The sequence below is a fragment of the Synechococcus sp. LTW-R genome, from assembly GCF_014217875.1.
Lineage (GTDB): Bacteria > Cyanobacteriota > Cyanobacteriia > PCC-6307 > Cyanobiaceae > Vulcanococcus.
On the sequence record NZ_CP059060.1, the window covers coordinates 178539 to 195527 of the forward strand.

Genomic DNA, 16989 nt, shown 5'->3' on the forward strand with positions numbered 1-16989 from the left:
TCACCTTGGCAGTTCAACCTCCCCCATGACCGAAGCCGCCCCGCTGGAGCCCACGTTTCAACAGGCGATGGAGATCACAGCCCAATGGCTGGCGCTCTGGGAAAACGGTGAACTCAGCGATGAGGTGATCGGCGATCGAATCTCTGAGTTGGTGGCCAGCCGTGATGGCGCCCGGGGGTTCTTTGTTGTCTCCCTGGCGGGCGATTGTCCGTTGATGGATCGCCTGCCGGATCCGGTCGTCTTTGCCCTGCGCCAGGCCGGCGACGGGGTGGTGGACCTCAGTGCTCGGAACCTGGCGATGAGCACGGCGATGGCGCTGCACCACGAGCGCAATGCCGATGCGGCTCAGCAGGCGGGATCGGAGCGGGTGCAATCCCGCTGCACCGAACTCCTGCGGGTCCTGGAGCCGGAAGCCGTGAAGGGGCGGCTCGAAACCTTGCTGGAGGCCACCGAGGGCCGCGGCGAGGACGTGGCCTTCCTGAAACGCTGGGGCTACGACGCCGGTCAGACCGCGGCGATTGCTGAGGCGGTGTTGGCCGTCGCCGAAGGCTGAGGTCCCTCGCGAGCGGCCAATAAAAAAGCGCCCCGCGAGGGGCGCTTTGTGGTTTCAAGGGGTTGATCTGGATCAGTCGCGGCGACCGCCACCGTTGAGGGCGATCACCAGGCGCAGGATGAAGATGAACAGGTTGATGTAGGTCAGGTACATGCTCAGCGCACCGGCCAGGTACTGGTCGTCGCTGTAGGTGCGGGGCATCGTGTAGAAGTCCACGAAGGCGGCGCCCACGAAGATCACGGTGCCGAAGCCGGCGATGAGCAGCTCCATGCCGCCCATGCCGAAGCCGGGCACGAAGATGCCGCCGACGATCTGGACGACCATGGCGATCACCAGGCCGAGGATGCCCAGCCCGACCACGCCGCTGAGGGCCTGACCGACGCTGTCGCTCATGCGACGCCCCATGACGGAGGCCGCCACGAAGGTGACGCCGGTGGCCAGGGCGGCGGTGCCGATGGCGCCGATGCCCGCGGTGCCGATGGCCAGGGCCACGATGCCGCTCAGGGTGAAGCCGGTGATCAGGCTGTAGGCCGCCATCAGCGGCAGCGCGGTGCTGTTGTTCCCCTTCAGGGCCACGTTCTGGGCCACGAAGAAGAGGATGAAGTTGCCGATCAGGGCCACCCAGAACAGGGGCATGAATCCGGCGGGGTTGCTGGCCAACAGGGCCAGACCACCCATGACGCCACCGGCGGTGAGCACCATGCCGCCGCCCACGTAGGGCAGCGCCTTATTGACCACGTTGGGCCCCACGAGGGCGCTGGATTGCGCCTCGCGGATGGCCTCCTGGAAATTGCTGCTGGCCGGCATGGCACAGAGAATGACTGGCTTCATCCTGCCAGCGATCTCCGGGTTGTGTGCCCTTTGGGGGTGTGGATCCCCCGACTAACGCCGGGCCTTGGCCGCATCCCGGGCGGCGTAGGCGGTGACCAGGCGCTGCACCAGGGGATGGCGCACCACGTCAGCGGCACTCAGCCGGCAGACCGCGATGCCCTCGACCCCCTCCAGCACCTGGGCGGCTTCGATTAAGCCGCTCAGTTGCCCCTGGGGCAGATCGATCTGGGTGGGGTCCCCGGTGACGACCATCTTTGACCCCTCCCCCAGGCGGGTCAGCACCATTCGCATCTGGGCCGGGGTGGTGTTCTGGGCCTCATCGAGGATCACGAAGGCCTCGGCCAGGGTGCGACCGCGCATGTAGGCCAGGGGGGCCACCTCGATCACGTTCTTCTCGATCAGGGCTGCGGTGCGCTCCTGGCCAAGCAGGCTGTGGAGAGCGTCGTAGAGGGGGCGCAGGTAGGGGTCGACCTTCTGCTGGAGATCCCCGGGCAGAAAGCCCAGGCGCTCGCCGGCTTCCACGGCGGGGCGGGTCAGGATCAGCCGCTCCACCTTGCGTTCCTGCAGCGCGCGCACCGCCTGAACGGCCGCCAGGAAGGTCTTGCCCGTGCCGGCGGGGCCCAGGGCAAAGGTGAGGTCGTGGCGTTCGATCGCCTCGACGTAGGTCTTTTGTTTGAGGGTGCGGGGGCGCAGCAGTTTGCCGTTCTGGCTGCGGGCCAGAACCTGCTTGCCCAGTTGTTGGTGTTCCTCCCCGCGGCCCGTATCCAGGGCGGAGAGTGCGGTCTGCACATCCACCTGGGTGACGCTCTGCCCCTCTTGCCAGAGGGGACGCAGCAGTTCCACGAGGCCCGCGGCCCGCTCTAGCTGGGTGGGGCGGCCCCGCAGTTGCAGCGAAAGACCCCGCAACACCAGCGAAGCACCAGTCAGGGCTTCAAGGCGATGCAGGGTCGATTCAGCTTCCCCGGCCAGGGCCATGGCGGCGTCCTGGTCGGGAAGGTCGATGGTGAAGGCCGTGAGGCTTTCAGCCCCGGGCATGGGGGAAGGCCTCAGGCTTCAGTGGCTTCTTCAGCGGGAGCTTCTTCGGCGGCAGCGGCGGCTTCTGCAGCAGCAGCGGCCTCAGCAGCCTTGGCTTCTGCAGCTTCCTTGGCGGCCTGCTTAGCAGCAGCTTCGCGGATGGCAGCTTGCTTCTTCTGGCCGACGACCACGGAAGAACGCACTTTCTTCTCGATCAGACCGCCGCGCTCGAGCAGGGTTTGAACGACCTCGGTGGGCTGGGCGCCCTGGGCGAGACGGGCACGGATGGCCTCGGTGTCGAGACGGGTCTCCTTGGTGCGGGGGTTGTAGAAGCCCAGCTCCTCGAGGGGACGACCGTCGCGGCGTGAGGTGCTGTTGCAGGCCACCAGGCGGAAGCTCGCTTCCCGCTTCTTACCGAACCGCTTCAGGCGGAGCTTGATCATTGTGGCCTTGCCTTGCTGACTGGATAAACGCGCGGTGACTCCCCAGGGAATCGCGCGCAAACGCTAACAATACTCTCTGGGGTGACGCCTCTCAGAGCTCGCCGAAGCCTTTGCGCTTCTTGGCGGGTTTGGGGGCTTTGGGCATGCCGCCGCCACGGCCACCACGGCCGGCGGGAGCGCCGCCCATGCCAGGCATTCCACCCATGCCGGGCATCCCGCCCATGCCAGGCATTCCAGGCATGCCGGGCATTCCCGGCATGCCGCCACCGCGGGTCATTTGCTGCATGAAGCCGCGCATCTGCTGGAAGTTCTGCAGCACCTTGTCCACATCGGCCGGGGTGTGGCCACTGCCGCTGGCGATGCGGCGCCGGCGGGAGGGATTGGCGGCGAGCAGGTCGGGGTCGCTGCGCTCCGCCTCGGTCATGGAGCCGATCATCGCTTCGATCTTCTTGAGCTGCTCTTCGCCCTGCTTGAGCATCCCGTCGTCGATCTTGTTCATCCCCGGGATCATTTTCATGAGACCGCCCAGGGAGCCCATGCGCTTGATCAGGCGCATCTGCTTGACGAAGTCTGAGAAGTCGAAGGTGGCTTCCTGGAGCTTCTGCTGCATCTTGGCCACATCGGCCAGCTCGACCTCCTTCTGGGCCTTCTCAACCAAGGTGAGGACGTCGCCCATGCCGAGGATCCGGCTGGCCATCCGTTCGGGGTGGAAGGGCTGCAGCGCCTCCACCTTTTCCCCGGTACCGATGAATTTGATCGGTGCCCCGCTGACCTTTCGTATCGAGAGGGCCGCGCCGCCGCGGGAGTCACCGTCGAGCTTGGTGAGCACCGCACCGGTGATGCCCACCTGATCGTGGAAGGCGCGGGTGAGTTCGGCGGCCTCCTGGCCGATCATCGAGTCCACCACCAGCAGCACCTCATCGGGCTGGACGGCCTCTCGGATCCGGACCATCTCGTCCATCATCGAGGTGTCGATCTGGAGGCGACCGGCGGTGTCCACCAGGACGGTGTCGAAGCCCTCGGCCTTGGCCTTCTCAATGCCTGCGGCGGCAATGGCTTCCGGCTTGGCTTCGGTGCCCAGGCTGAAGACCTCAACGCCGATCTGGCTGCCGAGGGTTTTCAGCTGGTCGATGGCCGCCGGGCGGTAGACGTCGGCGCCCACCAGCAGGGCCTTGCGTCCTTTCTCCTTGAGGTGAAGGCCGAGCTTGGCGGTGGCGGTGGTTTTACCTGCACCCTGCAGGCCCGCCATCAAGACGACGGCTGGGGCCCCTTCTTTGCCGGCAGCCGCCAGAGGAGCGTTCTCGCCGCCCATGGTGTCCACGAGCTGCTCGTGGACCACCTGGATGAATTTCTGGTCCGGGCTGATGCCCCGCACCACCTCTTCGCCGAGGGCCTTCTTGCGGACCTCTTCGACGAAGTCCTTGACCACCGGAAGGCTGACGTCGGCTTCGAGCAGAGCCCGTCGCACGTCCTTGAGTGCCCCCTCGATATTGCCTTCGTTGATGGCCCCCTGACCGCGCAGGTTCTTGACGGCATCTTCAAACCGTTGGGAGAGCTCGTCGAACATGGGGGCGCCTGTGATCGACCGATCGTAAAAAGCGACCGTCTCTTGGGGGCGTCCGAGGGCTCAGTTCTTGGCGGTGGGCTTGTAGGCGACCAGCTGCCAGCTGCCGTTTTGGCGGCCAAAGATATAGGTGTTGCGCAGCGTCATCTCTGGGGTGCTGCTCAGAACCTTGCCGCCGCTCGTCTTGAGTTCGTCGCTGTAGGTCATCGCCACCTGGGCCGCGATCCGCACGGGTGAGCGCGCGCTGATCTTGAAGCCGGTGATGCTGGTGGAGACCGTTTCTGTGGCGCCGCGCTGGCGGTTGGCCTGGTTCTGGCGCTGCAGCCGCTGGATCTGGTCCGGGCGGGCGAGATCGGCCAGGCTCTCGCTCGGTGCACCGCCGGCGAGGACCGCCGCTTTTTCCTTCAGCCAGGCCTCGAGTAGCTCCTGCAATTGCGTGGCGCTGGGGTCGGGATCGGTCAGGGGGAAGGGGGCCGACTGGGCCGGAGCCGCCGGAGCCGCCGGAGCCGCCGCTTCCGGTTGGACGAGGGCCGCCACTTTGTCGCTGCTCGCGGTTTCGAGTTCGCCACCGCGGGGCTTGAGCGCCATCCAGCCGCCAAGGCCAATCACGACGACGGCGACGGCTGCACCAACGGGCATGCCCCAGCTGGGAAGCCCTTGGAGACGCTCCTGCAGGTTGCCGAGCTGCGGCCATTGCAGCTCGGGCAGTCGCCAGCGCGGGCCATCCCAGAGCTCGTCATCAGCGTCGTCCTGGTCCTCAACGGTCTCGAGAGCGGTTGGCGGCTCGTTGCTGCCCGGCAGGTCGAAGCTCGGCCAGTCGCCAAAGGCCGTGCTGGTGTCCGTCGCTCCTGGCACCTCGAGGCTGGGTTTGGCGTTGAACTGGCGGCCGCGGATCCGGTCTTGTTGGTCGATGTAGGCCTGGACGTCCCGGTCGGCGAACCAGGCATCGAGGTTCGCGTCGACATCGATGTCGCGGAAGCCCTCCAGCACCTCGCGGGTCAACCAGTCGCGGCAGTAGGCGCAGAGGCGGGCCAAGGGGTCATCCCCCTGCTCCATCGCCCACTGCTTCAGGGCGGCGTCGGCGCCCTCATCAAAGAGGCGCTCCGCTTCATCGACCTGACCGAGCAGCAGTTGCTGACAGGAGAGGAAGACCTCGATTCCGGGCTGGCCGCTGTTCTTGAGGCGTTCGTAGGCCTCGAGGATCCGTTCTGGCTTGCGCTGGGAGAAGCCCGAGGCCGTCAGAGCAAAGCTCGCGAGGAAGTCGGCGGTGGCCGAACCGCTATCGCCCCAGCGGCTGAAGAGCTCCACTTGCTCTTGAGCCGTCAGGAACTGGCGGATCTGCTTGAAGAACGGCTGGAACTCACTTTGGGGGAAGGTCAGATCGGTGTGGCCCTCGAGGCCACCGCGCTGCTGCACGAGTTGCTCCAGCAGGACGATGCCCTGTTGGCGGGAGCCGCTGGCGGAGAGGTCGCGGCTGATCAGATCGAGCACGCGATAGGGCAACAGTTCCTTGAGGTCCTGCTCGAGCTTGCGCCGTTGCTCGGCCTGTTGGCCCATGCGTTGCAGCAGCTGCAGGCCCTGTTGCAGGGTTAGGGCGGCCGCTTCATAGCGGCGTTGGTCGCGGTAATCCCGGGCGGTGCCCTGGCAGGCCAGTCCAGCCAGCAGGGTCAGATCGGCTTCGCGGCTGCTGCCCAGGGCGGGGGCTTGGGGCGGCTGCAGTCCGCGGGAGGCGCTGTCGAAGGCTTCCTGGGATTGGCCGGCCTCCATTAGGAGGAGAAGACCACCGACTTCCCGGGAGGGGGGGATCTCCAGGGCGGCGATGGAACCGTTGGCGTTGTCGGCGATGGCGGTCAGTTCCCGCTCGTAGGCCTGGCGGCGGGTTTCGTCGCTCAGCAGGTCGGCGCTGGCTTCCAGCAGTTCGGCCCGCGCCTGGAGGGTGTCTTGGGTAAAGCCTTGGTCTGGAATGCGATCAAGCCGCTGCTGCAGGGTCCGCAGCACGCTCTGCCGGTCGGAGCTGGCATTCACGCCGAGGAGGCGGAAGTGGTCGATCGGCAGTTCCAAATTGAGCTCGGATTGGCGGGCGCTAATCGGACGTGACTGTAGGCAGAGTCTTCGGTTTTGGCCGTCCTTCGTGCACCTTTTGGAGATGGACCCCGTACAGTCAGCCCAGCATCAGAGTCCCCGGAGAGCAGGACCTCAGCCATGACACAGGCCGATCTTGGACAGGGCGTCGCCACCAGTGGTGCTCCCTCCTGCTCCGCCGATGTCAATCAGGTCGGCTTGCACGCCGAGCGGCTGATGAACCTCTATCCCTCCACGCCGGCAACGGTGACGCGGGATGAGGGCCTGATGCTGTACCGCGACATGACCCTCGGCCGGCGCTTCGAAGACAAGTGCGCCGAGATGTACTACCGCGGAAAGATGTTCGGATTTGTTCACCTCTACAACGGCCAAGAGGCCGTGAGCACAGGGGTGATCAAGGCGATGAAGATGCAGCACGACTGGTTCTGCAGCACCTATCGCGATCACGTCCACGCCCTGAGCTGCGGCGTGCCGGCCCGTGAGGTGATGAGCGAGCTCTTCGGTAAGGAGACCGGCTGCAGCAAGGGCCGTGGCGGATCCATGCACCTCTTCTCCAAGGAGCACCACCTACTGGGTGGTTATGCCTTCATCGGCGAAGGCATTCCCGTGGCCCTGGGTGCGGCCTTCACCAGCCGCTACAAGCGCGACGCCCTGGGCGACTCCAGCAGCGACGCCGTGACCGCGGCCTTCTTCGGCGACGGCACCTGCAACATCGGTCAGTTCTATGAGTGCCTGAACATGGCGGCGCTCTGGAAGCTGCCGATCATCTTCGTGGTCGAGAACAACAAGTGGGCCATTGGCATGGACCACAACCGCGCCACCAGCGATCCAGAGATCTGGCGTAAGGCGGCAGCCTTCGGCATGGCCGGTGAAGAGGTCGATGGCATGGATGTCCTGGCGGTTCGCGGTGCTGCCCAGCGCGCGATCGAGCGGGCCCGCGCCGGCGAAGGTCCCACGGTGCTCGAGTGCCTGACCTACCGCTTCCGCGGCCACTCCCTGGCGGACCCCGACGAACTGCGAGCGGAGGCCGAGAAGGAGTTCTGGGCCCAGCGCGATCCGATCAAGCGTCTGGCGGCCCACCTGATCGAGCAGAACTTGGCGACGGCGGACGAACTGAAGGCGATCGAGAAGGAGATCGACGCCGAGGTGGTCGATTGCGTCGAGTTCGCCCTGGCGGCGCCCGAGCCCAAGCCGGAAGAACTGACCCGCTACATCTGGGCTGAGGACTGATCGTCCCTGCTTAAAGCCCGTGTAAACGGGCTTGCTCGTTGGCGGCCCGGAAGACCAGGCCGTGGCGGATCACGAGGGGCTTGAGGTCGTCGTAGCCGCCGCCGATCACGGTGGCGATCGGGATGTTGCGCCGCAGGCAGCTGTCCAGTACCAACCGGTCGCGGTTCAGTAAGCCCTGGTCGCTGAGTTGGAGCCGGCCGAGCCGGTCCTCACGGTGGGGGTCCACGCCGGCGTTGTAGAGCACGAGATCCGGTTGCTCTTGATCGAGCAGGGTTGGAATCAGATCGCCGATCGCCTCTAGATAGGCGTCGTCTTCAAGACCATCGTCTAAGGCGAGGTCGACGTCGCTTTGTTGCTTGCGCAGTGGAAAGTTGCTGCCGCAGTGCACCGAGAGGGTGAAGACCCGGGGCTCATCGGCAAAGATCGCGGCGGTGGCATCCCCCTGGTGCACATCCAGATCGATCACCATCAGCCGCTGCACCCGCCCTTCGGCCAGCAGCACCTGGGCGGTGACCGCGCAGTCGTTGAAGATGCAGAAGCCGCTGCCGTGGTCGGGGTAAGCGTGGTGGGTGCCACCGGCCAGGTGGCAGGCCACCCCGTGCTCCAGGGCCAGCCGGGCCGTGAGCAGGGTTCCGCCCACCGCCAGCCAGGTGCGCTGCACCAAGGGGGTCGTGGCCGGCAGGCCGATGCGGCGCTGCTCAGCCGGCAGCAGTTCACCCCTTGCAAAAGCCTGGTGGTACTGGCGGCTGTGGGTCAGCTCAAGCCAGCGCCTGGGCACCGGCAGCGGGCGATGGATCTGCTCATCCCGCGCAATCCCTTGCTCCTCCAGGAGGGTCCGCAGGAGTTTGAATTTCGCCATCGGGAAGCGATGACTACTGGGCAAGGGGGCCGAGTAGGCCGGGTGGTAGACGAGCGGCAGGCGCACCGGGCGTGATCAGTCCTCGTCGCCGTCGAACTCTTCGTCGAAGAGGGTGTCCCGCAGCAGCCGGTCGACGAGCAGCCCCATGTCATCGAGCTGGAGTTGCTGCATCAGCAGCTCGAGTTCTTTGATCACCGGCTCCGAGAGCCGAAGGGTGATCGGAAGAGTGTCTTCTCCGCCGAGCATTGCGGGTGGGTGCTGACTGAACGAAGTCTGACGGAAACCGGGCTACAAAGGAGTGCAATCTATGGATCGCGATGGCTCCGGTTTGGTTGGTGATCTTGTTTTGGTCCGGGTCCGTCCATGGCGGCACCGCCATGCAAACCCTGCCGATGAAGACCTTCGCCGACTGCCAGAAGTCCCGCGACATGCTGATGGCCCAGCTCAAGACGAGCCCGGTCAGCAAGAGCAAGGCCCTCAATAGCTTCTGCATTTCGGGATCCGAGCTGCCAGCGGCGGCAGCCCCGGTTCCCGAGTCCTAGATCGCGGTCGGCAGGCGCCGGGTGAGGTGGCGCAGCTTGCGCAGGGCCTTGAGCTCGACCTGGCGCACCCGCTCGCGGGAGACCTCGAGCATCCGGCCGATTTCAGCGAGGGTGTGGCGCTCCTCGCCCTCGAGGCCAAAGCGCAGTTCCAGCACCTGACGCTCCTGGTCGGTCAGGTGCGTGAGCCAGCGGCCGAGCTGCTCTTGATGGATGCCGCGCTCCACCTGATCGAGGGGTTCGCTGTTGGTCTGATCGGCAATCAGCTCGCCGAGGAAACTGCGGCCCTCTTCGCCATTGACTGGGGCATCCAGGCTGGAGGTGGTGAGGGCCTGGCGCAGCAGCGAGTCGAGCTCATCGAGGGGCATGTCCATCTCTTCCGCGATCTCCTTGCGGCTGGGCATGGCGCCGAGTTTGTGGGCGAGCTCGAGGCTGACCTTGCGGATCGCGGTCAGGCGCTCGGAGAGATGGACCGGCAGTCGGATCGTGCGGGACTGGCAGGCGATGGCTCGCGTCATGCTCTGGCGGATCCACCAGAAGGCATAGGTGGAGAACTTGTAGCCGCGGGTCGGGTCAAATTTCTCGACCGCGCGCTCGAGGCCGAGGGACCCCTCCTGGATCAGATCGAGGAGCTCGAGGCCTTTGCCTTGGTATTTCTTGGCGACGCTGACGACGAGGCGCAGGTTGGCCTTCATCATCCGCTCTTTGGAGCGCTTGCCCACACGCATGATCTTCTTTTCATGCGTTGTATAAGCGTCGCCTTTGTCTTCTTCGGCAAGCCGCATCATGGCCTGCACCTGATTGCCCAGTTCAATCTCTTCGGCGGGCGTCAACAGAGGAACCCGGCCAATGGTCGAGAGGTACCAACTAATCGGATCGCTACTGCGGCGACGACTAGCGCTGTTGGCGTTGGAGCTGGCGGCGGTTGCCATGGGCTCCTCCTGAAACGTTGGAAAAATCTCTTACGGTTTTTTTTGAAACCCTTGGGATTTCAGTAACGCTTCAGCTTTGAGATACGAAAGATCACATCACTTTTGAGACTCGTTTCCACTACTGGGTCGTTCAGATTCTGTTAACAACTGTGGATTGCGTTTTTCTCTTCATTAAGCCCAATATTTCGGCAACGCGGCTTGGTGTGGCCCCTCCAGGGCCGTGCTGATCGCTGGCGTTTTGACCGGCCGTGGCATGGGCGAGGGCGGCGAGCGCCAGCACGGAGCCATCGGCGGGGAGTCCGCTCGCGTGGGACAGGGCGCCGAGTCCTCCGGCGTATCCCGCCAGGACATCGCCAAGTCCCGCCCGGGCGGCATCGGGGCAGGCGCCGCTGAGTTGCCACCGCTCGCCCGTTGGATCAGCGATGACGCTGCGGGCCCCCTTGAGCAGCACCGCACAACCGCTCTGCTCGGCGGCCGCGGTGCAGGCCTCCAGAGGAGTTCGTTCGGAGAGATCCGCGAAGAGTCGCTGGAATTCGCCGCTGTGGGGGGTCAGCCAGGTGGGACCGCGCCGGCCCTGCAGCCAAGGCACGGCGGGCCGCTGGGCGAGGCGGTTGAGGCCATCCGCATCGAGTACGAGCAGGCCCGGGAAGGTCTGGAGCTGGAGCCAGATCCCATTCTCGTCAGGGTGTTGGCCGATGCCCGGGCCGAGGACCACCGCGTCAAGGCGCTCCAGGGCTGAGGGCGGCAGCGCACGGAGATCCAGGGATCCATCGCTGTGGCTGGGCAGCTTGGCCGCGAGAACGGCGTGGGGCAGTTGGTTCCAGAGTTGATCGGCCACGGCCTCAGGCAGCGCTGCCCGAAGACTCCCGAGGCCACTGGCGCTGGCCCCGAGCAGGCTGAGCAGGGCCGCGCCGCGGTAGGCGTCACTGCCGGCCAGCAGCAGCAGGCGCCCCCGTTGGTACTTCGCCGCCGCCGCGGCTGGAGTTGGCCAAGGGGCCGTGCTGAGGTCCGCTGCCTCCAGCCGCCTGGGCTGCCTGGGGGGCAGTGCCTCGAGGAGCGGGACGGGAAGTCCCAGGTCGATGCGCTCCAGCTCCCCCACCCAGGCCAGGGCGCGGTCCTGCAGGAAGCCCTGTTTGATCAGGCCGATGCTGAAGGTCCGTTGGGCGGTGGCGGCGATGTGCCCCAAGGGCTCGCCGCGATCGGCGCAGAGTCCGGTGGGACCGTCGATGGCGATCAGGCGATGCGGTCGCTGCCTCTGGCGCTCCAGGAGCAGTTGCTCGAGCTCAGCCCCCGGCGGCCGGCTTTGGCCGATGCCAAAGAGGGCATCGATCCAGACGGCTGGATCCCCGGGCTCGGGGGGCGCTTCGAGTTGGGGGATCCCCAGCCAGAGGGCCTGGCGTAGGTGGCTTTCGGTGAGGGGTTTGCGCCGCTCAAAGGGGCACCAGATCCGCACGGCGATGCCGGCCAGGTGCAGCTCCCGGGCGATCACGAGGCCATCGCCCCCGTTGTGGCCGGGGCCCACCAGCACGAGCGCCCCATTGGCCTGGAGTTGTGCCCAGCAGTCCGGCTCCTGCAGCCGCCGGCTGATGGCTAACGCGGCCTTCTCCATCAGCGCCTCCACGGGCATGCCGTTGGCGAAGAGCACCTGCTCGAGCTCGGCCATCTGCGCGCCACTCACCAAAAGGTGCTCGGCGTCGCGGGGGGGCCAACTGAGCGGGGCCAAAACAGCACTGGCGGCGGCAGTTCCATGATGGAGAGAACAGCCACCGTTGGCATTGGCGCGCTTCTCCGCTGTTCCCGTTGCATCTGAGGCCTCCGTGGCGGCAACGGAGGCGGGTGCCCAGGCGATCGAGCGCCTGCGTCAGTGGCCCGGCGAACACCGGGTGGCGGTCGGCCTCTCCGGCGGTGTCGATAGCTCCTTGACCGCGGCCCTCCTGGTGGAGGCCGGTTGGGAGGTGGAGGGGCTGACCCTCTGGTTGATGAGCGGCAAGGGGGCCTGCTGCGCGGAAGGTCTCGTCGATGCCGCCGGGGTCTGCGAGCAGCTTGAGGTGCCGCACCACGTGGTGGATTTCCGCGAGCACTTCAAGGAGCAGATCGTTGATTTCTTGGTGCAGGGCTACGAGGCCGGCGTCACACCGCTGCCTTGCTCCCGCTGCAACCGCGAGGTGAAGTTCGGGCCGATGCTCCAGTGGGCCAAGGAGGAGCGCGGCATTGAGCGGATCGCGACCGGCCACTACGCCCGGGTGCGCCACGGGGACCAGAGCGAGAACGGCCGCCACCAGTTGCTGCGGGGTCTCGATGAACGGAAAGATCAGAGCTATTTCCTCTATGACCTGCCCCAGCAGGCCCTGGGTCGTCTGGTCTTTCCCCTGGGGGAGCTGACCAAGCCCGACACCCGCCTGGAGGCGGATCGCCACGGGCTGCGGACGGCGCAGAAGCCGGAAAGCCAGGACCTCTGCCTGGCGGATCACCACGGCTCGATGAAGGCCTTCCTGGATGCCTACCTGCCGCCGCGCCCCGGGCAGATCGTGCTGGCCGATGGCCAGGTGGTGGGCGAGCATGACGGCATTGAGCACTTCACGATTGGCCAGCGCAAGGGTCTGGGGGTGGCCTGGAGTGAGCCGCTGCACGTGGTCCGGCTGGATGGGGCGATGAACCAGGTGGTAGTCGCGCCCCGCCGGGATGCGGCCCGCGGCGATGCGGTGGTGGGTGCGGTGAATTGGGTCTCCATTGCGCCACCCACCGAGCCGCTCGAGGTGGAGGTGCAGGTGCGCTACCGCAGCGGTCCCCAACAGGCCCGGCTGATTCCCCTGCCGGAGATCGAGGCCGATCGGGCCGCGGATCGCCCGCATCGCTGCCGCCTGGAGTTTGCCGAGGAGCAGTTCTCGATTACCCCGGGTCAGGCGGCGGTCTTTTACTCCGGTGAGATGGTCCTGGGCGGCGGCTTAATTCAGCGCGATCACCAGTAGGGGTCGCTGGAGAGCTCCACCTCGATCGCTCCGCTCTTGCTGGCGGGCACGGTGGCGATGCAGGCGCGCACGGTGTTGCCGTTGACCTCGATCTCGCAGGCGCCGCAACTCCCGCCGAGGCAGCCGGTGGGAATCGAGAAGCCAGCCTGCCGCGCGGCTTCGAGCCAGTCGGATCCCACGACCGCTTGGGTGCTGGAGCCGTTCGGCCATTGGATCTGCACCTGTTTCATCGCAGCAGGGGCTCCAGGTTGATGTGCTGCTCGAAGGCATCGGCGAGGCGATCGAGCAGGGCCTCCCGCTGACGGCTGTGGTGGGGTTGCCGTTCGCTGAGCAATGGCAACCCTTTGCGCGCCCTGAGCTGGTTGAGCCAACGCCGCCGCCAGGGGCCGCTTTCGAAGACCCCGTGCAGATAGGTCCCAACAACGTTCCCCGCGACCCAGCCCAGGCCCGCTTCGGCGGCGAGGGCCGTGCAGGGCTCGAGCTCAGAGGTCGCCCCCCGGTGCAGCTCAAAGCCCTCGAGTAGGGCGGCCTCGGCAGCGTCTGGCCAGAGGGCGGGGCTGCTGCATTGGCGTAGGGCCTTGGCTTCTCCAAAGACGGTGCGGAGCGGCAGCAGGTTGAGGCCGGCATGGCTGGAGCCGGCGCCGCCTTCGAGGCCCTGGGGATCGTGGAGTTCGCGCCCCAGCTGTTGCATGCCGCCGCAGATGCCCAGGACCGCTCCTCCCTGCTGGGCGTAGGCCGAGAGCTGCTGCCCCAGGCCGCTGCTCTGCAGCGCGCCGAGGTCCCGCAGGGTTTGCTTGCTGCCCGGCACCACGACCGCGTCGGGGCGGCCGAGGTCCTGACCAGGGGCAATCCAGTTGAGCTGGACCGTGGGCTCGGCCTCGAGGGGATCGAGGTCGGAGAAGTTGCTCAGGGAGGGGAGCTTGAGCACGGCGATGTCGAGCTCGGCTCCGCGTTTGCGGCCGCGGCGCTCGAGCAGATCGAGGGAGTCCTCCGGCGGGAAGAGTTCATCCAGCCAGGGCATCACTCCGAGGACGGGGATGCCGGTATTGGCTTCGAGCCAGCGGCGGCCCTCATCGAAGAGCTCGCGGCGGCCGCGGAAGCGGTTGATCAGCAGGCCGCGGATGAGCGGGCGCTCCACGGGACGCAGCAGGGCCAGGGTGCCGACCAACTGGGCAAAGACGCCGCCCCGCTCGATGTCCGCCACCAGGATGCAACGGGCCCGCAAGTATTGCGCCAGGCGCAGGTTGGTCAGGTCCCGGGGTTGCAGGTTGACCTCGACCGGACTGCCGGCCCCCTCCAAGACGAGTCGTCCGCCGGGATGAGCGGCCTGTAGATCGCCGAGGCCCTGGCGGATGGCGGCCCAGCCCGGCTGGAACCAATCGCGGTAGTAGTGCTCGGCGCGGCAGTTGCCGACCGACTGCCCGAGGTGGATGACTTCACTGGTGCTGTCCCCCTGGGGTTTGAGCAGAACCGGGTTCATCGCGCAGGAGGGCTCAAGTCCCGCCGCCCAGGACTGCAGCGCCTGGGAGTAGGCCATCTCGCCGCCGGCCTGGTCCACCCAGGCGTTGTTGCTCATGTTCTGCCCCTTGAAGGGGAGGGGGGTCTCCCCCCGGCGCCGCAAGACCCGGCAGAGGGCGGCCGTCATCAGGGACTTGCCGGCACCGCTGCTGGTGCCCAGCACCATCAAGGGGTTGGGGTTGCTCACAGCCTCGGCCAGTGCTGCTTGACCCAGTGGCGCAGGCGGGAGGGAAGGCTGGCGCTGGGGATCTCCCCGGACCACTCCGAGAGGACGACCCGGCCCAGGGGGGTGAGGCGGACCCGTTCGGTCAGGCCCTGGCCATCGACCTCACGGCGGAGCACACCGAGCTGGATCAGCCAGATGAGGAGGTCTTCGCAGTGGTTGGCGGAGAGGCGCTGCTGGCTGAGAACCGACCAATCCGCGCGGGCGGCGAGCTGGGTGCTGCTCAGGGCCTCCCGCTCGAGTTCCTCATAGAAGCGGCGCCGAAAGGGGAGGCAGCGCACGGCCCGCTTGGCCCGGACCAGGGCCCGTTGCTCCTGCTGGCTGAGGCGCGGTTGCATCAACGGGGGCGCTGAGGGTTTGATCATTGTGGTTATCGGCCGGGCCGGGCCGCCGTCCACCCTTGCCAGAGTGGTCCGAGCTCAAGGACTGGCTGTGCTCCTGTTGGCCTCTGCCTCCCCCGCCCGCCGGCGATTGCTGGAGCAGGCCGCGATTCCGCATCGCGTGCAGGTCAGCGGAGTCGATGAGGAGGCCATCCACCACCCCGACCCGGCGCAGTTGGTGCAGCTCTTGGCCCAGGCCAAGGCGGGGGCGGTGCTGCAGGGCGGGATCGCTGCTGAGATCTCAGCGGTTCTGGGCTGCGATTCGGTCCTGGCCTTTGAGGGGGAGGTCTTTGGCAAACCGGCCGATCCACAGGAGGCCATCGCCCGCTGGCAGCGGATGCGAGGGGCCTGGGGGGAGCTCCACACCGGTCACGCCCTGCTCAATCCAGCTGGAGGGGAGCGGCTGACAACGGTGACCACCCGGGTCCTTTTTGCGGAGCTGAGCGACGCCGAAATTCAGGCCTATGTGGCCACCGGTGAACCGTTGCAGTGCGCCGGTGGTTTTGCCCTGGAGGGCCGCGGTGGCTGCCTGGTGGAGCGCCTGGATGGCTGTTTCTCGAACGTCATTGGTCTGAGCCTGCCCCTGTTACGGCAGTGGTTGCGGGCGGGCTGAAGCCTTGCCGAAACCCACTGTTGCCATTTTTCTTTCGCCGTAGCTATTGCGAAGACAAGGCCCTCCTCACACACCTGGCCATGAAGACCTTCGCGCTTGCAGCTGCATGCAGCCTCCTCGTTGGTAGCGGACTGACGCTGAACGCCAACGCGATGGAGCCGATCCAGCTCTCGACGGCTCTGCCGACCGCTGACCACGGCCTCCTCGACGAGCAGGCCTATATGGAGGACGCCTCGGCCCGCTACAGCGTGGAAGTGGCTGACGATGAGTCGCTGCCGCTGGAGTTCAAGAAGCCCTCAGGTCCCAAGGGCTACAACGTCCTCAATCTCAGCTTCTGAGGCGCTCAGGGCTGGCAGTTCGCTTAGACCTCAGCAGAATTCAGGGACCTTGCCCCCGGCCGATGGCTCGACGTCTAAGCCTGAGCCTGGCTCTGCTTGCCGCAGCCCCTGGCGGTTCTCCTGAAGCAGCTCAACGCGAAATCCTCGGCCTCTCTGACGGGATGCGCCTGCTGCGTGTCCCCCAGCCGATGGCGGCATCCTGACGATCAGCGCCAGCTCTGGCGCATTCAGAACAGCCAGACCCGGGCGGGTCGGCCGACCTTCTATGGCAACAGCCCGTTCCTGAGTGCGACTGGGATTGAGCGCTCCTGGGTCTGCACGGCCCCAGCCCGCGTTCTCGAATGACGCGTTTTTTGACGGTGATTCCGGATTGAGCGAGCAATCAAATGCCAACACAATCGAGAACCTTTTCTGCCTCACTTCTTTCACTTCTTGCTGCATTGCCCGTGTTGGTAGTGACTGGAAGATCGGCGGAGGCCCAGAGCCAACCCTGCGCGAACGCCAACAGCACCGTTGAGATGTCCCTCTGCATCGCCAAGGTGCTTGAGCAGAAAGACCGCGAACTCGCGGTGGCTATGCAAAAGGTGGCGAGTGAGGCCGCGGAGGTGCCCGGCGGACGGTTCCCCACCCTCTGGAAGGACAACCTGGCTGGTTTTTTCAAGACCAGCGCTGATCCCGAGGATCAACTGGCGGCCTTTCAGCAGGCCCGCCGCAATGCCTGCGTCTACATGAACTCGATCGCCTTTCAAGGGACGGGATTCGGCATCTTCGTCAGCAACTGCGAGATCCGGATGACGGATGCCTTGATGCAGTCGCTGGAGTAATGGATGGAGACAGGCTTTTGCCAAGGGAATCTGACTTAGATGAGTCCGTTGAGGTCAGATATGGCGACCATTAGAGC

General features: G+C 66.2%; 20 protein-coding genes. 8 read left to right on the top strand and 12 right to left on the bottom strand.

Going from position 1 to position 16989, the window contains the following annotated elements; all coding sequences use genetic code 11:
* Nucleotides 1–25: 25 nt before the first annotated feature.
* Entirely contained in the window at nucleotides 26–553 is a 528-nt protein-coding gene (locus H0O22_RS00975; protein ID WP_185187225.1) for a hypothetical protein, read from the top strand.
* A 72-nt stretch (nucleotides 554–625) separates the two neighbouring features.
* Here H0O22_RS00975 and H0O22_RS00980 read toward each other — a convergent pair whose 3' ends face one another.
* The 5 genes from H0O22_RS00980 to H0O22_RS01000 form a co-directional block, all read right to left on the bottom strand.
* Nucleotides 626–1360 (bottom strand): Bax inhibitor-1 family protein, encoded by a 735-nt coding sequence (locus H0O22_RS00980; RefSeq protein WP_185187226.1) that lies wholly within the window; start codon nucleotides 1358–1360, stop codon nucleotides 626–628.
* A gap of 75 nt (nucleotides 1361–1435) precedes the next feature.
* Nucleotides 1436–2419 (bottom strand): PhoH family protein, encoded by a 984-nt coding sequence (locus H0O22_RS00985; protein ID WP_185187227.1) that lies wholly within the window; start codon nucleotides 2417–2419, stop codon nucleotides 1436–1438.
* An 11-nt stretch (nucleotides 2420–2430) separates the two neighbouring features.
* On the bottom strand, nucleotides 2431–2841 hold the full coding sequence (gene rpsP, locus H0O22_RS00990; protein ID WP_185187228.1) for a 30S ribosomal protein S16: 411 nt from the start codon (nucleotides 2839–2841) through the stop codon (nucleotides 2431–2433).
* Between the two features lie 91 nt (nucleotides 2842–2932).
* Nucleotides 2933–4408: a signal recognition particle protein gene (gene ffh, locus H0O22_RS00995; protein ID WP_185187229.1), complete on the bottom strand. Its 1476-nt coding sequence runs from the start codon at nucleotides 4406–4408 to the stop codon at nucleotides 2933–2935.
* 60 nt (nucleotides 4409–4468) lie between these two features.
* On the bottom strand, nucleotides 4469–6466 hold the full coding sequence (locus H0O22_RS01000; protein WP_185187230.1) for an IMS domain-containing protein: 1998 nt from the start codon (nucleotides 6464–6466) through the stop codon (nucleotides 4469–4471).
* 141 nt (nucleotides 6467–6607) lie between these two features.
* Here H0O22_RS01000 and pdhA point away from each other — a divergent pair, with 141 nt between their 5' ends.
* Entirely contained in the window at nucleotides 6608–7717 is a 1110-nt protein-coding gene (gene pdhA / locus H0O22_RS01005; protein ID WP_185187231.1) for a pyruvate dehydrogenase (acetyl-transferring) E1 component subunit alpha, read from the top strand.
* A 10-nt stretch (nucleotides 7718–7727) separates the two neighbouring features.
* On the opposite strand, the gene H0O22_RS01010 is transcribed toward pdhA, so the two are convergent.
* Entirely contained in the window at nucleotides 7728–8642 is a 915-nt protein-coding gene (locus H0O22_RS01010; RefSeq protein WP_185187232.1) for a histone deacetylase, read from the bottom strand.
* Nucleotides 8643–8651: 9 nt separating this feature from the next.
* Nucleotides 8652–8822, bottom strand: a complete 171-nt coding sequence (locus tag H0O22_RS01015) for a hypothetical protein (protein WP_185187233.1) — start codon at nucleotides 8820–8822, stop codon at nucleotides 8652–8654.
* A gap of 71 nt (nucleotides 8823–8893) precedes the next feature.
* Here H0O22_RS01015 and H0O22_RS01020 point away from each other — a divergent pair, with 71 nt between their 5' ends.
* Complete coding sequence (locus tag H0O22_RS01020; RefSeq protein WP_185187234.1) at nucleotides 8894–9118, top strand: hypothetical protein; 225 nt, start codon at nucleotides 8894–8896, stop codon at nucleotides 9116–9118.
* Here H0O22_RS01020 and H0O22_RS01025 read toward each other — a convergent pair.
* Together H0O22_RS01025 and H0O22_RS01030 are read right to left on the bottom strand one after the other, a co-directional pair.
* On the bottom strand, nucleotides 9115–10047 hold the full coding sequence (locus H0O22_RS01025; protein WP_185187235.1) for an RNA polymerase sigma factor, RpoD/SigA family: 933 nt from the start codon (nucleotides 10045–10047) through the stop codon (nucleotides 9115–9117). The genes H0O22_RS01020 and H0O22_RS01025 overlap by 4 nt on opposite strands.
* A 130-nt stretch (nucleotides 10048–10177) precedes the next feature.
* Nucleotides 10178–11725 (bottom strand): NAD(P)H-hydrate dehydratase, encoded by a 1548-nt coding sequence (locus H0O22_RS01030; RefSeq protein WP_255439373.1) that lies wholly within the window; start codon nucleotides 11723–11725, stop codon nucleotides 10178–10180.
* A 139-nt stretch (nucleotides 11726–11864) separates the two neighbouring features.
* Between H0O22_RS01030 and mnmA the strand changes: the two genes are divergently transcribed.
* Complete coding sequence (mnmA, locus tag H0O22_RS01035; protein ID WP_185187237.1) at nucleotides 11865–13016, top strand: tRNA 2-thiouridine(34) synthase MnmA; 1152 nt, start codon at nucleotides 11865–11867, stop codon at nucleotides 13014–13016.
* Here mnmA and H0O22_RS01040 read toward each other — a convergent pair.
* The 3 genes from H0O22_RS01040 to H0O22_RS01050 are packed head-to-tail and all read right to left on the bottom strand — an operon-like array spanning nucleotide 13007 to nucleotide 15095.
* Nucleotides 13007–13246 (bottom strand): 2Fe-2S iron-sulfur cluster binding domain-containing protein, encoded by a 240-nt coding sequence (locus H0O22_RS01040; RefSeq protein ID WP_185187238.1) that lies wholly within the window; start codon nucleotides 13244–13246, stop codon nucleotides 13007–13009. The two genes, mnmA and H0O22_RS01040, sit on opposite strands and share 10 nt — an antisense overlap.
* Complete coding sequence (locus tag H0O22_RS01045; protein WP_185188205.1) at nucleotides 13243–14700, bottom strand: cobyric acid synthase; 1458 nt, start codon at nucleotides 14698–14700, stop codon at nucleotides 13243–13245. The genes H0O22_RS01040 and H0O22_RS01045 overlap by 4 nt, the downstream gene beginning before the upstream one ends.
* A gap of 17 nt (nucleotides 14701–14717) precedes the next feature.
* Nucleotides 14718–15095 carry an Npun_F0494 family protein gene (locus tag H0O22_RS01050; RefSeq protein WP_185187239.1) on the bottom strand — a complete coding sequence of 126 codons (378 nt, stop codon included), beginning with the start codon at nucleotides 15093–15095 and terminating at the stop codon, nucleotides 14718–14720.
* 94 nt (nucleotides 15096–15189) lie between these two features.
* Here H0O22_RS01050 and H0O22_RS01055 point away from each other — a divergent pair, with 94 nt between their 5' ends.
* The 4 genes from H0O22_RS01055 to H0O22_RS01070 all read left to right on the top strand — a co-directional run bounded on the left by H0O22_RS01055 (nucleotide 15190) and on the right by H0O22_RS01070 (nucleotide 16912).
* The gene (locus H0O22_RS01055) at nucleotides 15190–15750 is read left to right on the top strand and encodes a nucleoside triphosphate pyrophosphatase (protein WP_185187240.1); all 561 of its coding nucleotides are present in this window, start codon (nucleotides 15190–15192) and stop codon (nucleotides 15748–15750) included.
* A gap of 20 nt (nucleotides 15751–15770) precedes the next feature.
* Nucleotides 15771–16088 carry a hypothetical protein gene (locus H0O22_RS01060; protein WP_185187241.1) on the top strand — a complete coding sequence of 106 codons (318 nt, stop codon included), beginning with the start codon at nucleotides 15771–15773 and terminating at the stop codon, nucleotides 16086–16088.
* Nucleotides 16089–16184: 96 nt separating this feature from the next.
* The gene (locus H0O22_RS01065; protein WP_185187242.1) at nucleotides 16185–16433 is read left to right on the top strand and encodes a hypothetical protein; all 249 of its coding nucleotides are present in this window, start codon (nucleotides 16185–16187) and stop codon (nucleotides 16431–16433) included.
* A gap of 110 nt (nucleotides 16434–16543) precedes the next feature.
* Entirely contained in the window at nucleotides 16544–16912 is a 369-nt protein-coding gene (locus H0O22_RS01070) for a lysozyme inhibitor LprI family protein (RefSeq protein ID WP_255439374.1), read from the top strand.
* Nucleotides 16913–16989: the final 77 nt, after the last annotated feature.